This is a genomic window from Variovorax sp. AB1(2024) (assembly GCF_037482385.2).
Taxonomy (GTDB): Bacteria; Pseudomonadota; Gammaproteobacteria; order Burkholderiales; family Burkholderiaceae_C; genus Variovorax.
This window is the reverse complement of record NZ_JBBHKP020000001.1, coordinates 400,241-422,867: the sequence shown is the minus strand read 5'-3', so window position 1 is coordinate 422,867 and position 22,627 is coordinate 400,241. Positions and strand designations below refer to the sequence as shown.

Genomic DNA, 22,627 nt, shown 5'->3' with positions numbered 1-22,627 from the left:
CGTTGGGGCCCCTGTCTCCGGTGGGCCGTTGAGGCACCGCCGAGCAGCGCAGCGGCGGGCGGATCAGGGCTCGCAGCTGTCTGAGCGAAGCGAGTTCTGCGAGACCCCGCCCGTCGCGAGCAGCGCAGGGAAGCCCGAAGGGCCGGTGACGTCGGCCCGCCGGAGACAGGGGCCCCAACGCCGCTCCCCGAACGAAAGCGCAAAAAAATGAGCGACGCCGTCCTCCAGCTCCTCAATGTAGAGAGCGCCTACGGCCCCATCAAGGCCATCAGAGGCGTGAGCCTGAAAGTAAGGCAGGGCGAGATCGCAACGGTATTGGGTTCGAACGGCGCAGGCAAGACGACGATCCTGAAGACGATCTCCGGAATCATCGACCCGAGAAAAGGCAGCATCGAATTCCAGGGCAAGGACATCACCGCCAAGGACCCGGCCTACATCGTCGAGCAAGGCCTGAGTCACGTGCCCGAAGGCCGCGAAGTGTTTCCGCTGCTGTCGGTGAAGGACAACCTGCTGATGGGCGCCTACACCCGCAAGGACCGCGACGGCGTGGCGCGCGACATGGAAACCGTCTATGCCTACTTTCCGATCCTGCGCGAACGCGCGACGCAGGACGCGGGCCTTCTTTCCGGCGGGCAGCAGCAGATGCTGGCCATCTCGCGCGCCATCATGGCCGCGCCGCATCTCATTCTTCTGGATGAACCCAGCCTCGGCCTGAGCCCCAAGCTGACGAAGGAAATCTTCGAGATCGTCGTGCGCATCAACCGCGAGCGCGGCACCACCATCCTGCTGGTCGAGCAGAACGCCAACATGGCGCTCAATGCGGCCGACCACGGCTACGTGCTGGAGAACGGCCGCATCGTGATGGAAGACGCCTGCGAACGCCTGAGGGAAAAGGAAGACATCAAGGAGTTCTATCTCGGCGTGAAAGACGACGGCGTGCGCGGCGAGCGGCGCTGGAAAAAGAAGAAGACCTGGAGGTAGCCGCCGCCATGCAAGGACTCTGGGACCTCAATACCTTCGAACCCCGGCTCGACGTCGTCGTGCCCGGCGACACCATTCCCGCGATGTTCTGGAATGCCGTCAAGCAGCGTGGCGACACCGTCTGGATGCGGCAGAAAGAGCTCGGCATCTGGCGCAGCTGGAGCTGGCACCAGACCGCCGACGCGGTGCGCGAGATCGCGGCCGGCCTGCAGGCCATCGGCTTCGCGCCCGGCGAGTGCGCGTCCATCCTGTCGAACACCGTCATCGAATGGGTGCTGGCCGACCTGGCCGTGCTCAGCTGCGGCGGCGTGTCCAACGGCATCTACCCGACCGACGCCGCCTCGCAGGTGCACTACCTGTGCGAAGACTCGCGCACCACCGTGCTCTTCGTGGAAGACGACGAGCAGCTCGACAAGGCGCTCGAAGTGCGCGCCGGCCTGCCGGGCCTGCGCCGCATCGTGGTGTTCGACATGGAAGGCCTGCGCGACCTCGACGACCCGGGCGTGATGAGCCTCGATGCGCTGCGCGAACTCGGGCGCGCGCGCCTGTCGGCCGATCCGCAGGCGGTGGAGCGCACCGTGGCCGCCTGCCGGCCCGAAGACCTCGCCATCCTCGTCTACACATCGGGCACCACCGGCAAGCCCAAGGGCGCCATGCACAGCCACGCGGGGCTGGTGTACACCGCGCGCGGCTACAACACGCTCATCGCGCAGGACGAGAAAGACGAGCGCATGTGCTTCCTGCCGCTGTGCCACATCGCCGAGCGCATGGGCGGCGAGTACTTCGCGATGTACACCGGCTCCATCCTCAACTTCGTCGAGAACCCCGAGACCGTGCCGGAGAACGTGCGCGAGATCGCGCCCACCGTGTTCACCGCGGTGCCGCGCGTGTGGGAGAAGTTCTATTCGGGCGTGATGATCGCGCTGAAGGAAGCGAGCCCGCTGCAGCAGGCTGCCTACAGGTGGAGCATCGGCGTGGGCGAAGCCATTGCGGCGAAAGTGCTGGCCGGCGAGCCGGTCGGCGCGGGGCTCAAGCTCAAGTTCAGGCTCGCGCGGCTGCTGGCGCTGGACAACGCGCGCAAGCTCATCGGCATCCATCGCTCGCGTTTTCTCGTGACGGGCGCGGCGCCGATTTCGCCCGAGCTGGTCAAGTGGTACCTGGCGCTCGGCGTGCCGATGCTGGAGGTGTGGGGCATGACGGAGTCCTGCGGCGCTTCCACCGCGGTGCCGGCCACGCGCATCAAGCCCGGCTCCATCGGGCCGGCCACGGGCTACAACGAGGTGCGCATCGACCCGGCCACCGGCGAGATCCTGGTGCGCGGCCCCAATGTCTTCATGGGTTACCTCAACCTGCCGGAGAAAACGGCCGAGACGATCGACGCCGAAGGCTGGCTGCACACGGGCGACGTCGGCGTGATGGACGAGGACGGGTATTTCCGCATCACCGACCGGATGAAAGACATCATCATCACGGCAGGTGGCAAGAACGTCACGCCGAGCGAGCTGGAGAACGAACTCAAGTTCAGCCTCTACATCACCGACGCCGTGGTGATCGGCGACAAGAAGCCCTACCTCACGGTGATCGTCATGATCGACCAGGAGAACGTCGAGAAGTTTGCGCAGGACAACGACGTGCCGTTCAGCAACTACGAGAGCCTGACGCGCACGAAGGAAGTGCTGGACCTGATACAGGGCGAGATCGACCGCGTCAACGCCAAGTTCGCGCGCGTGGAGCAGATCAAGAAATTCTTCCTGCTCGAGACGCAGCTCAGCGCCGAGGACGAGGAGCTCACGCCCACGATGAAGCTCAAGCGCAAGCTGGTGCAGACCAAGTACGCCGAGCGCATAGAAGCCATGTACCGGTGATCCGTTTTTTTCGTCAACCCGAGGAGACAACCGCATGAAGCTCAAGACACTGACGACGCTGGCCGTGCTGGGCCTGGCCGCGACGCTTGCGTCCGCGCAACAGCAGCAGGGCGTGACCAAGGACGAGATCCGCATCGGCACCATCCAGGACCTGTCGGGCCCGCTGGCGGGCTTCGGCAAGCAGGCGCGCAACGGCATGCAGCTGCGCGTGGACGAACTCAACGAGCAGGGCAACGTCAACGGGCGCAAGCTCAAGCTGTTCGTGGAAGATTCGGGCTACGACCCGAAGAAGGCCGTGCTGGCCGCGCAGAAGCTGGTGAACCAGGAAAAGATCTTCATCATGGCCGGCCACATCGGCACGGCGCAGAACATGGCGGCCATGCCGGTGCAGTTCGACAAGAACGTCATCAACTACATGCCCATCACCGCGGCGCGCGAAATGTACGAGCCGCTGAACCGGCTGAAGTATTCGTTCGCCGCCACCTACTACGACCAGATCCGCCTGGCCCTTCCGAAGATGATCAAGGACAAGGCCGCCAAGAAGGTCTGCACCATCTACCAGGACGACGAGTTCGGCCTGGAGGTGCAGCGCGGCGCCGAGGCGGGCCTGAAGGCCGCGGGCATGGAGCTGGCCGAGAAGACTTCGTTCAAGCGCGGCGCCACCGACTTCAGCTCGCAGGTCGCGAAGATGAAGGCCGCCAACTGCGACCTCGTTGTGCTCGGCACCATCATCCGCGAGACCATCGGCACCGTGGGCGAGGCGCGCAAGACCGGCTTCAACCCGACCTTCCTGGGCTCCAGCGCGGCCTACACCGACCTGATCCACAAGCTCGGCGGCAAGGCGATGGACGGCGTCTACGCCACCATGACGGTGCAGAACCCCTACACCGACGAGCAATCGCAGCCGCTGCGCTTCTGGGCCAACAAGTACAAGACCAAGTTCAACGAAGACCCGACCGTGTTCTCGGTGTACGGCTACGTGATCATCGACTCGTTCATCAAGGCCGCGACCAAGGCCGGCCCGAACCTCACGACCGACAGCTTCATCAAGGCGATGGACAGCATCACCTTCGAGCCCGACATGTTCGGCAGCCCGAAGAGCACCTACACGGCCACCAAGCGCCTGGGCAACGACCAGTCGCGCTTGTCGCAGATCAAGGACGGCAAGTGGGTGGTGGTGTCGGACTATGTGACACCATGACGGGACCATGCCCACCCATTCCCCCAGTTTCTGGTTGATGAAATCCGAGCCCGACGAGGTCTCGATCGACGATGCGCTCGCCGCGCCCGACGCCACCGTGGCGTGGACCGGCGTGCGCAACTATCAGGCACGCAACTTCATGCGCGACGGCATGAAGGTCGGCGACGGCGTGCTCTTCTATCACTCGAGCTGCCCGGAGCCGGGCATTGCCGGCATCGCGCGGGTGGCCTCGGGCATCAAGCCCGACCCGACGCAGTTCGACCCGAAGTCGCCCTATTACGACGCGGGCGCCAAGCCGGAAGATCCGCGCTGGCTGCTGGTGGACGTGCAGGCGCTGCGCAAGACGCGGCTGCTGGCGCTGCCCGAGCTGCGCGCCAGGCCCGAGCTGGCCGACCTGGTGGTGCTGCGCAAGGGCAACCGGCTGTCGATCACGCCGGTGGAGCCGGTGCACTGGAAGATCATCGAGAAGATGCTGGCCTGAAGGCTCAGCCGATCTTGTTCAGGATCGGGAACAGCTTGCCCAGGCCGTCGGCCATCACCTCGACCGCGAGCGCCGCGAGGATCAGGCCCATCAGCCGCGTCATGATGTTGATGCCGGTCTTGCCGAGCACGCGCGCGATCGGCTGCGCGAGCGAAAACGCCAGGGCGGTCGCCAGCGCCACCACCACGCCGTAGCCCACCAGGATGGCAAGCTCCCACAGGTGCTGCGCCTTGTCGGCGTAGATCACCACGGTGGAAATGGTGGCCGGCCCGGTGAGCAGCGGAATGGTGAGCGGCACCACGGCAATCGACGCGCCCATCGACGCCTTGACCTCGGTGGCGCGCAGCTCTTCGACGTTGGTCTTGCTCTCGGCCGGCTTGGCGTTGAGCATCGACAGCGAACTCATGAGCAGCAGCAGCCCGCCGCCGACCTGGAAGCTCGCGATCGAGATGCCGAAGAACGACAGCAGCTGCAGCCCCAGCAGCGCGCTCACGGCAATGACCACGAACGCGCTGAAGGCCGACATGCGCACCGTGTGGCGGCGCTGCGCGTCGCTGTAGCCCTGGGTGTAGTGGATGAAGAAAGGCACGATGGCCAGCGGGTTGACGATGGCCACCAGCGTGACCAGCGGCTTGATCAGGTCCATCGATGTGCTCATGGCTCAGCGGCCTCCGGTGACGTCGAGCAATGCCATCGTGGTGTAGCTGGCCTCTGCCGACAGCAGCCATAGGATGGCGCCGGCAATCTCGTGGGCGGTGCCGGCGCGCTTCATCGGGATCTGCGGGCCCAGCGCGGCGGCGCGGTCGGGCAGGCCGCCGGAGGCGTGGATCTCGGTGTCGATCACGCCGGGGCGCACCGCGTTCACCCGGATGCCTTCGTCCGCCACTTCCTTGGCCAGGCCGACGGTGAAGGTGTCGATGGCGCCCTTGCTCGCGGCGTAGTCGACGTACTGGCCCGGCGAGCCCAGGCGCGAGGCGCCGCTGGAAACGTTGACGATGGCCCCGCCCGTGCCGCCGTGCCTCGTGCTCATGCGGCGCACGGCCTCGCGCGCGCACAGGAAGCTGCCGATCACGTTGATGCGGAACATGCGCTCCAGGCGCGCCACGCTCATTTCGTCGACGCGGGCCGTCACGTCGACGATGCCCGCGTTGTTCACCAGCGCGGTGAGGCGGCCCAGTTTGGCGTCGACCTGCTCGAACATGGCGAGCACCTGGGCCTCGTCGCCCACGTCGGCCCGCACCGCCATGGCCGTGCCGCCTTCCGCGCGGATGGCGCGCACCACTTCGTCGGCGGCCAGCGAATTGCTGGCGTAGTTGACGGCGACCGCATAGCCGCGCTTCGCGGCGAGCCGCGCGGTGGCGGCGCCGATGCCGCGCCCGCCGCCCGTGATCAAGAGCACCTGGTCCAAAACCTACCTCCTGCAGAGAAACTGCGCGTCAGTTAAAACCGTCGGCTGATTACATCACCGGGGGCATGCGAATGAGCACGAGCAAGACGATCGACTATTACTTTCCTCCGCAGAGCCCGTGGACGTATCTGGGACATTCCCGCTTCGTGGCGATCGCCAAGGCCGCGGGCGCCACGGTGCGGGTGCGGCCCATCGACATGGGCAGCGTGTTCCCGGTGTCGGGCGGGCTGCCGCTGGGCAAGCGGGCACCGCAGCGGCAGGCCTACCGGCTGGTCGAACTCGAGCGCTTCTCGCGCCACCTGGGACTGCCGCTGAATCCGAAGCCGAAGTTCTTTCCGGTCGCCGGGGACGACGCGGCCCGGCTGATCATCGCGGTCGACCTGCACGACGGCACCGACGCCGCCCTGCGCATGTGCGCGGCGGTGTTCGAAGCGGTGTGGGTGCAGGAGCGGAACATCGGCGACCCGAACGTGCTCGAAGCGCTGGTCGCCGAGTGCGGCCTGCCGGCCAAGCGCGCCGAGCAGTCGCAGAGCCAGGCGGTGCAGGAGCGCTACGAGGCCTACACGCAGGAGGCCATCGACATCCAGGTCTTCGGCGCGCCGAGCTACGTGATCGATGGCGAAATATTCTGGGGGCAGGATCGCCTCGACTTCGTCGAACGGGCGCTGCGCGCGTAGCCCGGCGTCCGTTCATTCATTCATTTATCTGTTTCGATTCACCATCCAGGAGTAACAGCACATGGGCCAATTCATCGATCTCACCGCCAAGGACGGCTTCACTTTTCCCGCCTACGTGGCCGAACCCGCGGGCAAGCCGCGCGGCGCGGTGGTCGTGGTGCAGGAGATCTTCGGCGTGAACTCGCACATCCGCTCGGTGGCCGACGGCTATGCGGCCGAGGGCTACCTCGCCGTGGCGCCGTCGACCTTCCATCGCGTCAAGCCGGGCGTGGAGCTGGGCTATTCGGACGATGACATGAAGAACGGCTTCGGCCTGAAGACGGCGGTCGAGGCGTTGCCCGCGCCCGGCGTGCTGCAGGACATCGAGGCGTCGATCGCCTATGCGTCGAAGGCCGGCAAGGTCGGCATCGTCGGCTACTGCTGGGGCGGCCTGCTGGTGTGGCGCGCGGCCGCGCTGCTGCCGGGCCTGTCGGCGGCGGCGCCGTACTACGGCGGCGGCATGACCACGCCGGAAGAAACCGCTCGCCAGCCCAAGGTGCCGGTGCTCGCGCACTTCGGCAACCAGGACCACTGGATTCCGCTGGACACCATCGAGACCTTCAAGAAGGCGCATCCCGAAGTGGAAGTGCATGTGTACCCGGTCGGCCACGGCTTCAACTGCGACCAGCGCGGTTCGTACGACGCGGACGCTGCCAAGCTGGCGCGCGAGCGCACGCTGGCGTTCTTCGCCAAGCATCTCGGCTGAGCGGGTTGCCGCGCTGAATGAAAAAACCCGGCGCTGCCGGGTTTTTCAATGGCTCTTGCGCGGCGTGCTGCCGGGGCCCACGCGGGTCTGCAGGAAGTCGAGCAGCGCGCGCAGCGCGGCGCTGTTGTGGCGCCGCTGCAGGTAGGCGGCCGAAAGCCACATGTCCTTGCGGGCGTAGTCCTGCAGCACCGGCACCAGTTCGCCGTGGTCCAGGTGCGACTGCACCAGGATCGACGGCAGGTAGATGACGCCGAAACCATGCATCGCCACGCGGATGAGCGGCGCGCCTTCGGTGCAGTCCATGCGGCTTTTCACCGGCACGTCGAGCGGCGTGCCGTTGTCGTCGAAGCGCCAGACCGGCTGCTGGCCCAGCAGCGAGAACGTCAGGGCTTCGTGGCTGGAAAGATCGCGCGGATGCTCGGGCTTGCCGTGCTTCTTCCAGTAGACCGGGGAAGCGCAGACCACCATGTTCATGAGCCGCAGCTTGCGCACGATGAGGTTGGCGTCCTCGACCGGACCGCTGCGCAGCTCGACGTCGATGCCTTCCTCGGCGAGGTCGACGGTGCGGTTGGTCAGCTGCAGGCTGATCGTCACGTCGGGGTAGTAGCGCATGAAATCGGCCAGCAGGTTCGGGAATTCGCCGCTGCCCATGCCGTGCGGGGCCGAGATGCGCAGCCGTCCGCTGGGCTGGCTGGCGCGCTCCTGCAGTTCCGACTGGGTGAGCTCGACCATCTCCAGCATCGGCGTGCTGCGCTCCAGCAGCAGCTGGCCGGCGTCGGTGAGGCTCACGGAGCGCGTGGAGCGGTTGAGGAGACGCACGCCGAAGCGGGTTTCCAGCTCGGCCACATACTTGCTGACCGTGGCCTTCGACATGTCGAGCCTCTTGGCTGCCTGGGAAAAGCTGCCGTGGGAGGCGACTTCCCGGAAGGTTCTGATCAGATCGAGACTGTCCATGTGAATGAGCCCATTGTTTCCGTTTTGGGAACGCGATGGTTCGATTCTCCCGGGTTTTTCCTAGCCGGATTGGGCGACACTTCGGTTACACGCCGCCGCTTGACCGAAGGAACCGACATGAAGACCTCGAACATCATTGCCGCAGCAGCCCTGTCGATGCTGGCCGCCGCCGGTGTGCGGGCCCAGGGCTACGCGCCGGTTCAGCCGCTTCAGGCCACGACCAGCCGGGCCGACGTGGCGGCGGGGGCGGACGCCGCGGCGCGCGCCGGCAACATCTATGGCGACGTGGTGCCGGAGCCCCTGCGCTCGCGGCCCGGCGTGCGGGACCGGGCGTCGGTTCGGGCCGAAGCCGTGGCCGCCGCCCATGCGCCGAACCAGAACCTCGACCGCCGCGCCTTCTTCAACAGTGAAGTGCCGCCGCAGATCGGCACCGGGCGTCCGTAGCCACTGGCGTAGAGGCATTTGCAAGGGGCCGGACCGGTGCGAACCGGTCCGGCCTTTTTGCTTGCATGCCTTCATGTCGTCATTGTTTCAATAGAGGAAACACGGTGTCTCTGATTGGCGCGTTTCGGCCATGTGATTCGCCCCGAAACTCGCTGCACAGGCAAGCGACCATGCAAGCCTGGTGGACAAACGATCCAACGAACATCCAGGAGAAATGAATATGAAGACCTCGCAAATCCTCGCAGCTGCCGCCCTGACCCTGTTCGCCGCCGCCGGCGCGCAAGCAGAAACCTACGAAGGCGTGAACACCGCCGTCTCGACCAAGAGCCGTGCCGACGTGAACGCCGAAGCCGTGCGCACCGCATCGGCGCCGAACCAGAACGTGACCCGCGGTTCGCGCGGCCCGGAAACGGTCGCCGTGTCGAAGGACCGTTCGATCGTCCAGGCAGAAGCCGTTCGCACCGCCTACGCTCCCGACCAGAACGTGACCGGCGGCTCGCGCGTCAACAGCAAGGTCATCTCGACCATGCAGCACCCGATGGACGTTCGCGTTCAAGCCCAGCAAGGTGCTGGCGCAACCGCCAAGTAAGACGGACTAGACGGCCGCCCTTCGGGGCCGCCGGATTGAAAAAGGGGCCACGCGCGCAGCGTGGCCCCTTTTTTCATGGGCGCGGCGATCAGCGCGTGCGGGCGAGGTAGCGCTTGCGCCAGAAAATCAGCACCAGCAGCACGGCGATGACGAGCATCGACGTCATCGCGATCCAGAAGCCGTCCGCCTTGTGTACCAGCGGGATGAACTCGAAGTTCATGCCGAAGATGCCCGCGATCAGGTTCAGCGGCAGGAACACGGCGGTCAGCACCGTCAGCACCCGCATGATGTCGTTGGCGCGGTGGCCCTGGACGCTGAAATGCATCTGCACCGCCGTCTCGGCGTTCTGCTCGAGCCGGTGCACGTGGTGCACCACCCGCTCGATGTGCTCGAGCACGTCGCGGCTGCGGATCATGATGAGTTCGCGCTCGCGCTGCTCCGCCTCGCCCTTGGGCACGGGCAGGGTCTCCAGAGAGTCGATCCAGTCCTGCATGGCGGCGCGCTGGTCCTCGCAGATCTCGTCCAGGTGGTGCAGCGACTGGCGTGCCTCCATCAGCGCGCTCCAGTTGGTGAAGCGGCTGCGCGGGTCGATCAGCTCGGTCTGCCAGTGGTCCAGCTGCTTGGTGAGCTCGCGCCGCAGATCCAGGTAGCTGTCGACGATCTGGTTGATGACGCGAAGCATCAGGTCCGAGGGGCTCGTCGGCAGCCGCGCCGAGGTGGAGCGCACGTCGAGCGCGGGGGCGCCCTGGCCGTCGGGCGAGGCGGCGGCCAGCAGGCGGGCGGCGAAGGCGTCGCGCACCGCGCCGTCTTCCGGGTGCACCGACAGCAGCACGCGGTCGAACACGGCAAAGCCGACCGGGCGGGTGTCGACCCGGCGCAGCACCGGCGGGCCGCTGCGGGGTGCTGGCGGCGGCGCCTCGGTCCCCTTGGCGTTGCCGTTGCCGCTGGCCAGGCGCCGGAACACCAGCACGTCGTACTTCGAGGTGTAGTCGTAGTGCGAGGGCAACTGCTCGTTGAGCAGGTCGGCCACGTGCAGGTCGACCAGCTGCGTCAGGCAGAGGGTCTGCAGGATCTGCTGCACTTCGGCCAGCGAGGCCTTGAATTCCTCGCGCGTGAGCGAGATCCAGAGATAGCCGCCGGCGCCGCACGCGCCCGGCACGGCCAGCGGCGCCAGCGCCGCGTGTTCGCTGACCCGCGAACGGTCGATTTCGAAAATGCGCATGCCCGGTGCCGGCGGGCCGTTACTTCTTCAGGAGGCGCGCGGCGTCGAGCGCGAAGTACGTGAGCACGCCGTCGGCGCCGGCGCGCTTGAAGGCCAAGAGGCTTTCGAGCACCACGGCGTCGTGGTCGAGCCAGCCGTTCTGGGCGGCGGCCTTGAGCATGGCGTATTCGCCGCTCACCTGGTAGGCGAAGGTGGGCACGCGGAACTCGTCTTTCACGCGGCGCACGATGTCGAGGTACGGCATGCCGGGCTTCACCATCACCATGTCGGCGCCTTCGGCGATGTCGAGCGCCACTTCGCGCAGTGCCTCGTCGCTGTTGCCGGGGTCCATCTGGTAGACCTTCTTGTTGCTCTTGCCGAGCGTCGAGGCCGAGCCGACGGCGTCGCGGAAGGGGCCGTAGAAGGCGCTGGCGTACTTGGCGCTGTAGGCCATGATGCGCGTGTGGATGTCGCCCCGGGCTTCGAGCGCCTGGCGGACGGCGCCGATGCGGCCGTCCATCATGTCGCTGGGGGCCACGATGTCCACGCCGGCTTGCGATTGTGTGAGTGCCTGCTTCACCAGGAGCTCGACAGTTTCCTCGTTGAGGATGTAGCCGGTGTCGTCGAGCACGCCATCCTGGCCGTGGCTGGTGTAGGGGTCGAGGGCGACGTCGGTCATCACGCCCAGTTCCGGGAAGCGCGCCTTCAGGGCGGCGACAACACGGGGAATCAGCCCGTCGGGGTTGAAGGCCTCGCTGCCGTCGGGCGTCTTGAGGCCGGCGTCGATCACCGGGAACAGCGCCATCACCGGAATGCCGGCCTCGACGCATTGCTCGGCAACCGGCAGCAGCAGGTCGAGGCTCAGGCGATCCACGCCGGGCATCGACGGCACCGCCTCGCGCCGCTTCTCGCCTTCCTGCACGAAGACCGGGTAGATCAGGTCATTGACCGTCAGGGCATGTTCGCGCACCAGATTGCGGGTGAATGCGTCGCGGCGCAGGCGTCGTGGCCGGCCGGCGGGGAACATGGCCAAAGGTAAATTTGATGACTTCATATGCCCAAAATTGTGCCTGAAGCCACCTTTCGCAGTACTGGCGCTGCGGAGTCGGTTGTCTGACAACTACGGTAATTCGTAGGCCGAAGGTTTTCAAATTTTTGGTTTAAATGTCAAAGAAAGTGCCACAGTCGCTTGAAACCTTGTTTCGTCTTTGTTAAATTCTGAGGCGGGCGGCTTGCCGCTCCCCGCTTTTCCTCCCTGAGCGGGTGCCTTGATGTGTGACAGCAAAAGGGCTTCCCAGCCCGACGTGAAGACGTCGGGCTTTTTTTTGCCCGAAGGTCTTCCAGAGCCTTGTTTCAGAGGGGCAAGAGAGGTGCGCCACTAAACTGCCGCCATGCTCTGGGTCAAATCTCTCCACATCGTTTTCATCGCAAGCTGGTTCGCCGGGTTGTTCTACCTGCCGCGCATCTTTGTTAATTTGGCCATGGTGCCGCCGGAGTCGAAGGCCGAGCGCGATCGGCTTCTGCTGATGGCTCGCAAGCTCCTGCGGTTCACGACCTTCCTGGCGGTCCCGGCGCTCGGCTTCGGCCTTTGGCTCTGGCTTGGCTACGGCATCGGACGCGGCCCGGGCAACGGCTGGATGCATGCCAAGCTGGCGCTGGTGCTGGTGGCCATCGGCTATCACCACGGTTGCGGTGTGCTGCTGCGCCGCTTCGTGGCGGGAGAAAACCGGCGCAACGACCGCTGGTTCCGCTGGTTCAACGAACTGCCGGTGCTGCTGCTGCTGGGCATCGTGATCCTGGTGGTGGTCAAGCCGTTCTGACACCGGCAGGCATGGTGGCCATGGTGGAGAAGCCGCACAAGTCCGCCGCGTTGCCGCTGGCGCTCGCTTATGCGGCGTTGATCGTCTACGCCAGCCTGTATCCGTTCGCCGACTGGCGCGACCAGGGCATCGCCCCCTGGGCCTACCTTTGGGCGCCCTGGCCCAAGTACTGGACGGGCTTCGACTTCGCGGTCAATGTCGCGGGCTACGTGCCCTTCGGGTTCCTGTGCGCGCTGGCGGTGCTTCGAACGCGCGGCGGCGCCAGCGCGTGGCGGGTGGTGCTGCGTGCCACGGCGGCCGGCGCGGCCATCGCCTTTTCGATGGAGACGCTGCAGAGTTATCTGCCGGTGCGGATTCCTTCGAACGTGGACCTGGCCCTGAACACGGCGGGCACGGTCATCGGCGCCGTGCTGGCGGCGGGGCTGGAGCGGCTCGGCGCCATTGCGCACTGGAGCCGCGCGCGGTCGCAGTGGTTCGTCGAGGAATCCCGCGGCGGGTTGGTGCTGCTGGCGCTCTGGCCGTTTGCGCTGCTGTTCCCGGCGGCTGTCACCTTCGGGCTCGGGCAGGTGTTCGAGCGGCTGGAGGTCGCGATCTCCGAGTGGCTGCTCGACACGCCCTTCATCGACTGGCTGCCGCTGCGCCAGTTCGAACTCGAGCCTCTGGTTCCCGCGGTGGAGCTGCTGTGCGTGATGCTCGGGGCGCTGGTGCCTTGCCTGCTGGGCTACCTGGTGGCGCGCTCCGTCGTGCAGCGCGTGGTCATGCTGCCGCTGATCCTGCTGACCGGCGTGGCGGCCTCGGCGTTGTCGGCGGCGCTGAGCTACGGGCCCACGCACGCCTGGGCCTGGCTGGACCTGCCGGTGCAGGTCGGCATGGCGGCCGCGCTCTTTGCCGGCATGCTGCTGCTGCTGGCGCCGCGCCGGCTGTGCGCGGCCTTGCTGCTCGCCGGGCTGGTGCTGCAGCTCAGCCTGCTCAACCAGGCGCCGGAGAGCGCGTATTTCGCGCAGACCCTGGCCACGTGGGAGCAGGGGCGCTTCATCCGCTTCCATGGACTGGCCCAATGGCTGGGCTGGGCGTGGCCCTTTGCCGTGCTGGCCTACGTGGTGGCGGCGCTCTCGCGGCGAGGGCGCGGCAGCGGCGATGGCGGGCTGGCCGCAAGGGGCGGTCACTAAAATCGGCGGATGCCCAACTCCTCAACCGCCGCGCCGTCCGGCTATTACGGTCGCCACATCTTCTTCTGCCTCAACGAGCGCAAGAACGGCGAGGACTCCTGTGCCTTGCACAACGCGCAAGAGGGCTTCGACCGCTGCAAGGCCAAGGTCAAGGAAGCGGGGCTTTCCGGGCCCGGCAAGGTCCGCGTGAACAAGGCCGGGTGCCTCGACCGCTGCGCGGGCGGGCCGGTCGCGGTGGTGTATCCGGAGGCCGTCTGGTACACCTTCGTCGACGGCGACGACATCGACGAGATCGTCGAATCCCACCTCAAGAACGGCGAAGTCGTCGAGCGGCTGCTGCTGCCGCCCGATATAGGGCGCTGAACTTTCCGCCGCTCCCTCTGCTCGTACTTTGTGCCAATGAATTCCCAGACCGAAAAGATCACCCTCCAGGGCGCCGCCGGCCGCATCGAAGTGCAGCGCGATCAGCCCGCCGAGACGCCGCGCGGCGTTGCCGTCATCGCCCATCCCCATCCGCTTTTCAGCGGCACCATGGACAACAAGGTGGTGCAGACGCTGGCCAGGGCTTTCGTCGCCGGCGGCTGGACCGCGGTGCGCTTCAATTTCCGCGGCGTGGGTGCCAGCGAGGGCGTGCACGACGAGGGGCGCGGCGAACTGGAAGACATGCTGGATGTCGTCCGCCAGTTGGCGCCCGAAGGCCCCTTGGCAATTGCCGGTTTCTCGTTCGGGGCCTTTGTCGCGAGCGGCGCCGTTTCCAGGCTGTGGGCCGAGCGCGACGTGCGGCAGATCGTGCTGGTCGGCACCGCCGCCGCGCGCAATGTGGTGGCGCCGCTGCCGGTCGAGGCGCACGAGCGCGCGCTGGTCATCCATGGCGAGGCCGACGACACCGTGGCCCTGTCCGCCGTGATGGACTGGGCGCGGCCGCAGTCACTTCCCGTCACAGTCATCCCCGGGGGCGGCCATTTCTTTCACGGACAATTGCCGCTGCTCAAAAGTCTTGTTGCCCGCCATCTTCGCGCGGGCGCTGCGTGAAGGCCTTGCAGGCCTGTCTTCGTCTCTCTCCGAACTCCCGATGAATCGTTTCCTTGGTGCGCTTCGCGCGCTGGTCATTACCGCCGCCGCATCCATCAGCCTGATTGCCGCCGCCCAGGTGCCGGCCCCGCCCGAAATTGCCGCCCGCAGCTACCTGCTGCTCGACGTGACCGCGAACCAGATCCTCGCGCAGAAGGACATCGACAGCCCGATCGAGCCGGCGTCTCTGACCAAGCTGATGACGGCCTACGTCGTGTTCGACGCGCTGCGCGCCAAGAAGATTTCGCTGACGCAGACGCTGCCGGTCAGCCCGCGCGCCTGGAAGATGCCCGGCTCGCGCATGTTCATCGACCCCAAGATGCAGGTGCCTGTGGAAGACCTGATCAAGGGGCTGATCGTGCAGTCGGGCAACGACGCCACGGTGGCGCTGGCCGAAGGCGTGGGCGGCACCGTGGAGCACTTCGTCGAAATGATGAACGCCCAGGCCAAGGTGCTGGGCATGAAGAACACGGTCTACAAGAACCCCGAAGGCCTGACGACGCCCGGCCACACCACCACGGCCCGGGACCTGAGCACCCTGGCCACCCGCCTGGTGCGTGACTTCCCCGAGGAGGCCAAGTACTACGCCATCAAGAAGTACCGCTACCCAGGTGCGCCGTCGACCAACGACACCAACCGCAACATGCTGTTGTTCCGCGACCCCACCGTCGACGGCCTGAAGACCGGCCATACCGATGCGGCGGGCTACTGCATGATCGCCACCGCCAAGCGCGACTTCCCCAACCTGACCGGCGGCCGCCGCCTGCTGTCGATCGTGCTGGGGGCCGCGAGCGAGACCGTGCGCGCCAACGAGTCGCAGAAGCTGCTGAACTGGGGCTACACGGCCTACGACGCCGTCCGCCTGTTCGACGCCGGCCAGCCGGCCGCCACCCCTGCCGTCTGGAAGGGCAAGGACAACACCCTGAAGCTGGGGCGTCCCGAAGCCATCGTCGTGGCCGTGCCTGCGGGCAGCGCCAGCAAGATCAAGACGCAGGTGTCGCGGCCCGATCCGCTGGTGGCGCCTTTCACCAAGTTCCAGCCGGTCGGCTCGCTCAAGGTCACGCTGGACGACCAGCCCGTGGCCGACGTGCCGCTGGTGGCCCTGGAGGCGGTCGAGCAGGCCGGCGTCTTCGGCCGCGCCTGGGACGCGCTGCGGCTCTGGATCAAGTAAGCCGCATTTATGTAAGAGAAGGTCAAGACAAGGCGGCTGGCGGGGTGTCCGCGGCGCCTGAACTTGCCGTTTCAAGCTCGTTTGCTATACTCGTGGGCTTTTCGGAATTTTCCGAAGGGTTTCACGTTTTCGTTATTCCCGGCTCCTTTGTGTCACGAACAAGGGTGGTTTCACAGCCAAGGCCGGGTCGTTTTGGGACTAATTCATTCATGCCAACCATCAATCAACTGGTGCGTCAGGGTCGAACGGTCGAGAAGATCAATTCGAAGAGCCCTGCCATGCAGAACTCGCCGCAACGTCGCGGTGTCTGCACCCGCGTCTACACCACGACGCCCAAGAAGCCCAACTCGGCGCTTCGTAAAGTTGCCAAGGTCCGTCTGACCAACGGCTTCGAAGTCATCTCCTACATCGGCGGCGAAGGCCACAACCTCCAGGAACACAGCGTCGTGCTGGTTCGCGGCGGTCGTGTCAAGGACTTGCCCGGTGTGCGTTACCACATCGTGCGCGGTTCGCTGGACCTGCAAGGCGTGAAAGACCGCAAGCAGTCGCGTTCCAAGTACGGCGCGAAGCGTCCCAAGAAGGCTTAAGCCTTCCTGTCGTCAAAAACAAACGGTGTTCGGTTACCTTGGCGGGTACATCGAACGAAGTGACCCAGTGTCGGGTCGAGTAAGTGAGAGTTCCAGCTGGCTCTCGCGGTGCCGGAAACGGTGCCAACTGAAGCAAAGAGGTTAAGAAAATGCCACGTCGTCGCGAAGTCCCCAAACGTGAAATCCTGCCGGATCCCAAGTACGGCAATGTCGAGCTGTCCAAATTCATGAACGTGATCATGGAAGGCGGCAAGAAGGCTGTTGCCGAGCGCATCATCTACGGTGCACTCGACTTCATCGAAAAGAAGAACCCGGACAAGGACCCCCTCGAAGCCTTCACCGTTGCCATCAACAACGTGAAGCCGATGGTCGAAGTGAAGTCGCGCCGCGTTGGCGGTGCGAACTACCAAGTGCCGGTCGAAGTCCGTCCCGTCCGCCGCCTCGCCCTGTCGATGCGCTGGATCAAGGAAGCCGCCCGCAAGCGCGGCGAGAAGTCGATGGCCCTGCGTCTGGCCAACGAGCTGATGGAAGCCACGGAAGGCCGTGGCGGTGCCATGAAGAAGCGCGACGAAGTGCACCGCATGGCAGAAGCCAACCGGGCTTTCAGCCACTTCCGCTTCTAAAAATCAAACTTCGCTTGGGCGTTGGGTGTCGGGTTTCGGGCGTTGTGCCCGTGCCCGGGGCCCAGCGCTCAACGCATTTCAACCCGAAAGTAAATCATGTCCCGCAAGACCCCCATCGAGCGCTACCGCAACATCGGCATCTCCGCGCACATCGACGCTGGCAAGACCACGACGACCGAACGTATCCTGTTCTACACCGGTGTGAACCACAAGATCGGTGAAGTGCACGACGGTGCCGCCACGATGGACTGGATGGAGCAAGAGCAAGAGCGCGGTATCACGATCACGTCCGCCGCCACCACCTGCTTCTGGAAGGGCATGGCCGGCAAGTTCGACGAACACCGCATCAACATCATCGACACCCCCGGCCACGTGGACTTCACCATTGAAGTCGAGCGCTCGATGCGCGTGCTGGACGGCGCCGTGATGGTGTACGACGCCGTCGGCGGTGTGCAGCCCCAGTCGGAAACCGTCTGGCGCCAGGCCAACAAGTACAAGGTGCCCCGTCTCGCGTTCGTCAACAAGATGGACCGTACGGGTGCCGACTTCCTGCGCGTTCGCCAGATGATGGTCGATCGCCTGAAGGCCAACCCCGTCGTGATCCAGATCCCGATCGGTGCCGAAGAGCACTTCCAGGGCATCGTCGACCTCGTGAAGATGAAGGCGATCATCTGGGACGAAGACAAGGGCGTGACCTTCCAGTACGGCGAGATTCCCGCCAACCTGGTCGACGTCTGCAACGAATACCGCGAAAAGCTCGTCGAAGCGGCTGCCGAAGCCAGCGAAGAGCTGATGAACAAGTACCTCGAAGGCGGCGAGCTGAGCGAGGAAGAAATCAAGAAGGCCCTGCGCCAGCGCACCATCGCCGGCGAAATCCAGCCGATGCTGTGCGGCTCGGCCTTCAAGAACAAGGGCGTGCAGGCCATGCTCGACGCCGTCGTCGAATACATGCCCTCGCCGCTGGACATCCCGCCGGTGGCCGGCCTGGACGAAGACGAAGCGCCTGTCGTTCGCAAGGCTGACGACAACGAGAAGTTCTCGGCCCTCGCATTCAAGCTGATGACCGACCCGTTCGTGGGCCAGCTGACCTTCGTGCGCGTCTATTCGGGCGTGCTGACCAAGGGCGACAGCGTCTACAACCCGGTGCGCGGCAAGAAGGAACGTATCGGCCGTATCGTGCAGATGCACGCGAACAACCGCGAAGAAGTGAACGAAATCCGCGCCGGCGACATCGCCGCCTGCGTGGGCCTGAAGGAAGTGACCACCGGCGAAACGCTGTGCGATCCCGAAGCCATCGTCACGCTCGAGCGCATGGTGTTCCCGGAATCGGTGATCTCGCAGGCCGTCGAGCCGAAGACCAAGGCCGACCAGGAAAAGATGGGCATCGCGCTGCAGCGCCTTGCACAGGAAGACCCCTCGTTCCGCGTTCGCACGGACGAAGAGTCGGGCCAGACCATCATCGCCGGCATGGGCGAGCTCCACCTTGAAATCATCGTGGACCGCATGAAGCGCGAATTCGGCGTGGAAGCCAACGTCGGCAAGCCGCAAGTGGCCTACCGCGAAACGATCCGCAAGACCGTCGAAGAAGCCGAAGGCAAGTTCGTTCGCCAGTCGGGCGGCAAGGGCCAGTACGGTCACGTGGTCCTGAAGCTCGAGCCGCAGGAAGCTGGCAAGGGCTTCGAGTTCGTCGACGCCATCAAGGGCGGTGTGGTTCCTCGCGAATACATCCCTGCCGTGGAAAAGGGCGTTGTCGAAGCGCTGACGCAAGGCGTGCTGGCGGGCTACCCCGTCGTGGACGTCAAGGTCACGCTGCACTTCGGTTCGTACCACGACGTGGACTCGAACGAAATGGCCTTCAAGATGGCTGCCATCTTCGGCTTCAAGGAAGGCGCACGCAAGGCCAACCCCGTGATCCTCGAGCCGATGATGGCCGTGGAAGTCGAAACGCCTGAAGACTATGCCGGCAATGTGATGGGCGACCTGTCGTCCCGTCGCGGCATGGTGCAGGGCATGGACGACATGGTCGGTGGCGGCAAGGCCATCAAGGCCGAAGTGCCGCTGTCGGAAATGTTCGGCTACTCGACCACGCTGCGTTCGATGTCGCAAGGCCGTGCCACGTACACGATGGAGTTCAAGCACTACGCTGAAGCTCCGCGCAACGTTGCCGAAGCCATCGTGGCCGCTCGCGCCAAGTAAGTTTTTCAAGAATGCGGGGCCGCGCAGTGCGCGGCCCTCGTTGTCTGCGATCCGGTGCCGCCGCGTTCCCGTGCGAGGCGAACCAGCAATCGGGTGCAGACATAAAACCAATACACGGGAACTGCTCTTTCAAGGATTGAAAAATGGCAAAAGGTAAATTCACCCGCACCAAGCCTCACGTCAACGTGGGCACGATCGGTCACGTCGACCACGGCAAGACCACGCTGACGGCTGCGATCGCAACGGTGCTGTCGGCCAAGTTCGGCGGCGAAGCCAAGGCCTACGACCAGATCGACGCTGCGCCTGAAGAAAAGGCCCGCGGCATCACGATCAACACCGCGCACGTCGAGTACGAAACGGCCAACCGCCACTACGCACACGTCGACTGCCCCGGCCACGCCGACTACGTGAAGAACATGATCACCGGCGCTGCCCAGATGGACGGCGCGATCCTGGTGTGCTCGGCCGCCGACGGCCCGATGCCCCAGACCCGTGAACACATCCTGCTGGCTCGCCAGGTGGGCGTGGGCTACATCATCGTGTTCCTGAACAAGTGCGACATGGTCGACGACAAGGAACTGCTCGAGCTGGTCGAAATGGAAGTTCGCGAACTCCTCGACAAGTACGAATTCCCCGGCGACGACACCCCCATCATCCATGGCTCGGCCAAGCTCGCCCTGGAAGGCGACAAGGGCGAACTGGGCGAAGGCGCCATCATGAAGCTGGCCGAAGCCCTGGACACGTACATCCCGACGCCCGAGCGCGCCGTGGACGGCACGTTCCTGATGCCCGTGGAAGACGTGTTCTCGATCTCGGGTCGCGGCACCGTGGTGACCGGCGCCGTCGAGCGCGGCGTGATCAAGGTTGGTGAAGAAATCGAAATCGTGGGCATCCGCCCGACGGTCAAGACCACCTGCACCGGCGTGGAAATGTTCCGCAAGCTGCTGGACCAGGGTCAAGCCGGCGACAACGTGGGCGTGCTGCTGCGCGGCACGAAGCGCGAAGAAGTCGAGCGCGGCCAGGTGCTGTGCAAGCCCGGCTCGATCAAGCCGCACACGCACTTCACCGCCGAGGTGTATGTCCTGTCGAAGGACGAAGGCGGCCGTCACACGCCGTTCTTCAACAACTATCGCCCGCAGTTCTACTTCCGCACGACGGACGTGACCGGCGCGATCGAGCTGCCCAAGGACAAGGAAATGGTCATGCCTGGCGACAACGTCAGCATCACCGTGAAGCTGATCAACCCGATCGCGATGGAAGAAGGCCTGCGTTTCGCCATCCGTGAAGGCGGCCGCACCGTGGGTTCGGGCGTCGTTGCCAAGATCCTCGACATCTAAGCCGGACGCAAAGGAATCACCATGGCAACCAAGCAAAAAATCCGCATCCGCCTGAAGGCGTTCGACTACAAGCTGATCGACCAGTCGGCAGCCGAAATCGTTGACACCGCCAAGCGTACCGGCGCGATCGTCAAGGGTCCTGTGCCCCTGCCGACCCGCATGAAGCGTTTCGACATCCTGCGTTCGCCGCACGTCAACAAGACGTCGCGCGACCAGCTGGAAATCCGCACGCACCAGCGCCTGATGGACATCGTCGACCCGACCGACAAGACCGTGGACGCGCTGATGAAGCTCGACCTGCCGGCCGGCGTGGACGTCGAGATCAAGCTGCAGTAAGAAAAGCACCACACTCGTCGTGTTTTAACAAGGCCCGCCCGCAGAAATGCAGGCGGGCTTTGTGCTTTTCTGCCCAGGTATGGCATCCTCGCGCGGCGGCAACTCCGGCGTATCGACCGGAGGCTGAAACGAGGGCAGCACCAGTCATGAACTACAAGTTCTTTTTTGCGTTTGCGTCGGCATGCGTTGCAGCGGCGTTGCTGGCTGGCTGCGGCGGGGGAGGCGGTGGAGGAGGGGGAGGCGGTGGCGTGGGCGTGTTGCCTTTTCTGCCGCCGGCGAGCGCGGGGCCAGTTACCCTGACGGGCACGGCCACCTACGAATCCGTTCCCAATCCGAACGGCAACCTCGTGTATGCATCCACGTCCGTCAAGCCGGTGCGAGGCGCGTCGCTGGAGGTGGTCGATGCCGCCACTTCCGCGCAACTCGCGGTCGCCACGACCGACGACAACGGTGCGTATTCGGTGAGCGTGCCGGCGAATGCAACCGTGATCGTGCGCGTGAGGGCCCAGTTGACCCGCACCGCACCGGGCGCGGCCTGGGATGTCAGCGTACGCGACAACACCCAGGGCAACGCCTTGTATTCGATGCAGACGGCGGCGTTCTCGTCGGGCACTGCGTCATCGACCCGTGACCTGCGGGCGGCAACCGGCTGGGACGGTTCCAGGTATGCCTCGCAGCGTGTGGCGGCGCCCTTTGCAATCCTCGACACGGTCTACACGGCAATGCAGAAGGTGCTGTCGGTCGCGCCCGCCACGTCTTTCCCATCGTTGCGCGTGTACTGGAGCCCCAACAACGCACCATCGCCCGGCAACCCGGCGCTGGGCCAGATCACCACCACCTACTTCGTCAACGAGAGCACCGGCCGCGAGATCTACGTGCTGGGCAAGGAGGGCGTCGACACCGACGAATTCGACTCGCCGGTGATCGCGCACGAATGGGGGCACTACTACCAGTCGTCCTTCAGCCGCGACGACTCGCCGGGCGGGGAGCATTCGGGCAGCGACCGGGTCGACCGCCGGCTGGCGTTCTCGGAAGGGTGGGGCAATGCCTGGTCGGGCATTGCGCTGGACCGAAGCACCTACGTGGATTCCCGCGGCCCCGGCCAGGCGACCGATTCCATATCGGTGGACCTGAGGGCCGGTCCATCGACCAACCCCGGCTGGTACCGGGAGGTTTCGATCCAGTCCATTCTCTGGAACCTGAACCAGCAGGTCGGATTCAAGCCGATCAACGACGCGATGACGAGCTTCCAGTTCCGAAGCGCGACGCCCGTCACGTCGATCCACCTGTTCTCCTCGGTGTTCAATGCCGTTGCCCCGGGGAGCGCGCCCGCGCTGAAAACCCTGCTCGCGGGGCAGGGCATCACGTCCACCGATGCCTACGGCGTCGGTGAAACGAGCGATGACAGTGCTGCCGCCACGCCGGTTCCCGACGTGCTGCCGTTGTATACGCCCGTAGCGGTCGGCGTTCTGGCGTCCAACGTTGCCTGCATCTCCAACGTGGCAGGTACCGTCAACAAGCTCGGCAATATTTCTTACCTTGCCTTCAGCGTCAACCCATCCCCGAGCCGCGACTACACGATCCAGGTCTCCGGAGGGAGCGGCCTGCCGAACTTCGACCTCTTCAAGGGCGGATTGATCGCGAGAAGCAGCAACAAGGTCAGCCTGGGCGCCGGTGACTACGTTCTTGCGGTGCGCGACGATGCGCCGGTGTCCGGCGCGAACAATCTGCCGCCAAGGTGTTTCTCCGTTCTCGTTCAATAGGAAGGCTC

Annotated in this window: 24 protein-coding genes; 19 read left to right on the top strand and 5 right to left on the bottom strand. The window is 65.2% G+C overall.

Going from position 1 to position 22,627, the window contains the following annotated elements; translation table 11 throughout:
- The first annotated feature begins 207 nt into the window (after nucleotides 1–207).
- From WIX39_RS02105 to WIX39_RS02090, 4 genes are read left to right on the top strand one after another with little or no spacing between them, the layout of a single operon-like run.
- Nucleotides 208–981 (top strand): ABC transporter ATP-binding protein, encoded by a 774-nt coding sequence (locus WIX39_RS02105; RefSeq protein WP_409194430.1) that lies wholly within the window; start codon nucleotides 208–210, stop codon nucleotides 979–981.
- Between the two features lie 8 nt (nucleotides 982–989).
- Entirely contained in the window at nucleotides 990–2,846 is a 1,857-nt protein-coding gene (locus tag WIX39_RS02100) for an AMP-dependent synthetase/ligase (RefSeq protein WP_409194429.1), read from the top strand.
- 34 nt (nucleotides 2,847–2,880) lie between these two features.
- A complete protein-coding gene (locus WIX39_RS02095; RefSeq protein ID WP_409194428.1) occupies nucleotides 2,881–4,047 on the top strand; it encodes an ABC transporter substrate-binding protein in 1,167 nt (388 codons plus the stop codon).
- Nucleotides 4,048–4,054: 7 nt separating this feature from the next.
- Nucleotides 4,055–4,528, top strand: a complete 474-nt coding sequence (locus tag WIX39_RS02090) for an EVE domain-containing protein (RefSeq protein WP_106936570.1) — start codon at nucleotides 4,055–4,057, stop codon at nucleotides 4,526–4,528.
- A gap of 4 nt (nucleotides 4,529–4,532) precedes the next feature.
- On the opposite strand, the gene WIX39_RS02085 is transcribed toward WIX39_RS02090, so the two are convergent.
- Both WIX39_RS02085 and WIX39_RS02080 read right to left on the bottom strand, forming a co-directional pair.
- A complete protein-coding gene (locus WIX39_RS02085) occupies nucleotides 4,533–5,186 on the bottom strand; it encodes a MarC family protein (RefSeq protein ID WP_081270399.1) in 654 nt (217 codons plus the stop codon).
- Nucleotides 5,187–5,189: 3 nt separating this feature from the next.
- On the bottom strand, nucleotides 5,190–5,936 hold the full coding sequence (locus WIX39_RS02080) for an SDR family oxidoreductase (protein ID WP_106936571.1): 747 nt from the start codon (nucleotides 5,934–5,936) through the stop codon (nucleotides 5,190–5,192).
- 71 nt (nucleotides 5,937–6,007) lie between these two features.
- Here WIX39_RS02080 and WIX39_RS02075 point away from each other — a divergent pair, with 71 nt between their 5' ends.
- Nucleotides 6,008–6,613 (top strand): 2-hydroxychromene-2-carboxylate isomerase, encoded by a 606-nt coding sequence (locus WIX39_RS02075; protein ID WP_106936572.1) that lies wholly within the window; start codon nucleotides 6,008–6,010, stop codon nucleotides 6,611–6,613.
- Between the two features lie 61 nt (nucleotides 6,614–6,674).
- Nucleotides 6,675–7,358: a dienelactone hydrolase family protein gene (locus tag WIX39_RS02070; RefSeq protein ID WP_106936573.1), complete on the top strand. Its 684-nt coding sequence runs from the start codon at nucleotides 6,675–6,677 to the stop codon at nucleotides 7,356–7,358.
- A gap of 45 nt (nucleotides 7,359–7,403) precedes the next feature.
- Here the strand turns inward: WIX39_RS02070 and WIX39_RS02065 are convergent, their stop codons facing one another.
- The gene (locus WIX39_RS02065) at nucleotides 7,404–8,312 is read right to left on the bottom strand and encodes a LysR family transcriptional regulator (RefSeq protein ID WP_081270395.1); all 909 of its coding nucleotides are present in this window, start codon (nucleotides 8,310–8,312) and stop codon (nucleotides 7,404–7,406) included.
- A 117-nt stretch (nucleotides 8,313–8,429) separates the two neighbouring features.
- Between WIX39_RS02065 and WIX39_RS02060 the strand changes: the two genes are divergently transcribed.
- Both WIX39_RS02060 and WIX39_RS02055 read left to right on the top strand, forming a co-directional pair.
- Nucleotides 8,430–8,756 (top strand): alpha/beta hydrolase, encoded by a 327-nt coding sequence (locus tag WIX39_RS02060; protein WP_106937643.1) that lies wholly within the window; start codon nucleotides 8,430–8,432, stop codon nucleotides 8,754–8,756.
- Nucleotides 8,757–8,976: 220 nt separating this feature from the next.
- Nucleotides 8,977–9,345 carry a DUF4148 domain-containing protein gene (locus tag WIX39_RS02055; protein ID WP_081270394.1) on the top strand — a complete coding sequence of 123 codons (369 nt, stop codon included), beginning with the start codon at nucleotides 8,977–8,979 and terminating at the stop codon, nucleotides 9,343–9,345.
- Nucleotides 9,346–9,433: 88 nt separating this feature from the next.
- Here WIX39_RS02055 and WIX39_RS02050 read toward each other — a convergent pair whose 3' ends face one another.
- Nucleotides 9,434–10,567, bottom strand: coding sequence for a magnesium transporter CorA family protein (locus WIX39_RS02050; RefSeq protein WP_081270393.1), 1,134 nt, complete (start codon nucleotides 10,565–10,567; stop codon nucleotides 9,434–9,436).
- A 19-nt stretch (nucleotides 10,568–10,586) separates the two neighbouring features.
- A complete protein-coding gene (gene hemB, locus WIX39_RS02045) occupies nucleotides 10,587–11,573 on the bottom strand; it encodes a porphobilinogen synthase (RefSeq protein ID WP_285415124.1) in 987 nt (328 codons plus the stop codon).
- A 364-nt stretch (nucleotides 11,574–11,937) separates the two neighbouring features.
- On the opposite strand from hemB, the gene WIX39_RS02040 reads away from it, so the two are divergent.
- The 11 genes from WIX39_RS02040 (at nucleotide 11,938) to WIX39_RS01990 (ending at nucleotide 22,619) form a co-directional block, all read left to right on the top strand.
- Nucleotides 11,938–12,366 (top strand): CopD family protein, encoded by a 429-nt coding sequence (locus tag WIX39_RS02040; RefSeq protein WP_106936575.1) that lies wholly within the window; start codon nucleotides 11,938–11,940, stop codon nucleotides 12,364–12,366.
- Nucleotides 12,367–12,386: 20 nt separating this feature from the next.
- On the top strand, nucleotides 12,387–13,535 hold the full coding sequence (locus WIX39_RS02035) for a VanZ family protein (protein ID WP_172839937.1): 1,149 nt from the start codon (nucleotides 12,387–12,389) through the stop codon (nucleotides 13,533–13,535).
- 9 nt (nucleotides 13,536–13,544) lie between these two features.
- Nucleotides 13,545–13,898, top strand: a complete 354-nt coding sequence (locus tag WIX39_RS02030; RefSeq protein ID WP_081270390.1) for a (2Fe-2S) ferredoxin domain-containing protein — start codon at nucleotides 13,545–13,547, stop codon at nucleotides 13,896–13,898.
- Between the two features lie 36 nt (nucleotides 13,899–13,934).
- The gene (locus WIX39_RS02025) at nucleotides 13,935–14,567 is read left to right on the top strand and encodes an alpha/beta hydrolase (RefSeq protein ID WP_081270389.1); all 633 of its coding nucleotides are present in this window, start codon (nucleotides 13,935–13,937) and stop codon (nucleotides 14,565–14,567) included.
- A 40-nt stretch (nucleotides 14,568–14,607) separates the two neighbouring features.
- Nucleotides 14,608–15,777: a D-alanyl-D-alanine carboxypeptidase family protein gene (locus tag WIX39_RS02020; protein ID WP_409194427.1), complete on the top strand. Its 1,170-nt coding sequence runs from the start codon at nucleotides 14,608–14,610 to the stop codon at nucleotides 15,775–15,777.
- A gap of 209 nt (nucleotides 15,778–15,986) precedes the next feature.
- On the top strand, nucleotides 15,987–16,364 hold the full coding sequence (rpsL, locus tag WIX39_RS02015; RefSeq protein ID WP_013543948.1) for a 30S ribosomal protein S12: 378 nt from the start codon (nucleotides 15,987–15,989) through the stop codon (nucleotides 16,362–16,364).
- Nucleotides 16,365–16,513: 149 nt separating this feature from the next.
- Nucleotides 16,514–16,987 carry a 30S ribosomal protein S7 gene (gene rpsG / locus WIX39_RS02010; protein WP_007829591.1) on the top strand — a complete coding sequence of 158 codons (474 nt, stop codon included), beginning with the start codon at nucleotides 16,514–16,516 and terminating at the stop codon, nucleotides 16,985–16,987.
- 96 nt (nucleotides 16,988–17,083) lie between these two features.
- Nucleotides 17,084–19,183 carry an elongation factor G gene (fusA, locus tag WIX39_RS02005; RefSeq protein ID WP_081270388.1) on the top strand — a complete coding sequence of 700 codons (2,100 nt, stop codon included), beginning with the start codon at nucleotides 17,084–17,086 and terminating at the stop codon, nucleotides 19,181–19,183.
- A gap of 143 nt (nucleotides 19,184–19,326) precedes the next feature.
- The gene (gene tuf / locus WIX39_RS02000) at nucleotides 19,327–20,520 is read left to right on the top strand and encodes an elongation factor Tu (RefSeq protein WP_093060175.1); all 1,194 of its coding nucleotides are present in this window, start codon (nucleotides 19,327–19,329) and stop codon (nucleotides 20,518–20,520) included.
- 21 nt (nucleotides 20,521–20,541) lie between these two features.
- Entirely contained in the window at nucleotides 20,542–20,856 is a 315-nt protein-coding gene (gene rpsJ, locus WIX39_RS01995) for a 30S ribosomal protein S10 (protein ID WP_007838118.1), read from the top strand.
- A 146-nt stretch (nucleotides 20,857–21,002) separates the two neighbouring features.
- Nucleotides 21,003–22,619, top strand: coding sequence for a hypothetical protein (locus WIX39_RS01990; protein WP_106936577.1), 1,617 nt, complete (start codon nucleotides 21,003–21,005; stop codon nucleotides 22,617–22,619).
- Nucleotides 22,620–22,627: the final 8 nt, after the last annotated feature.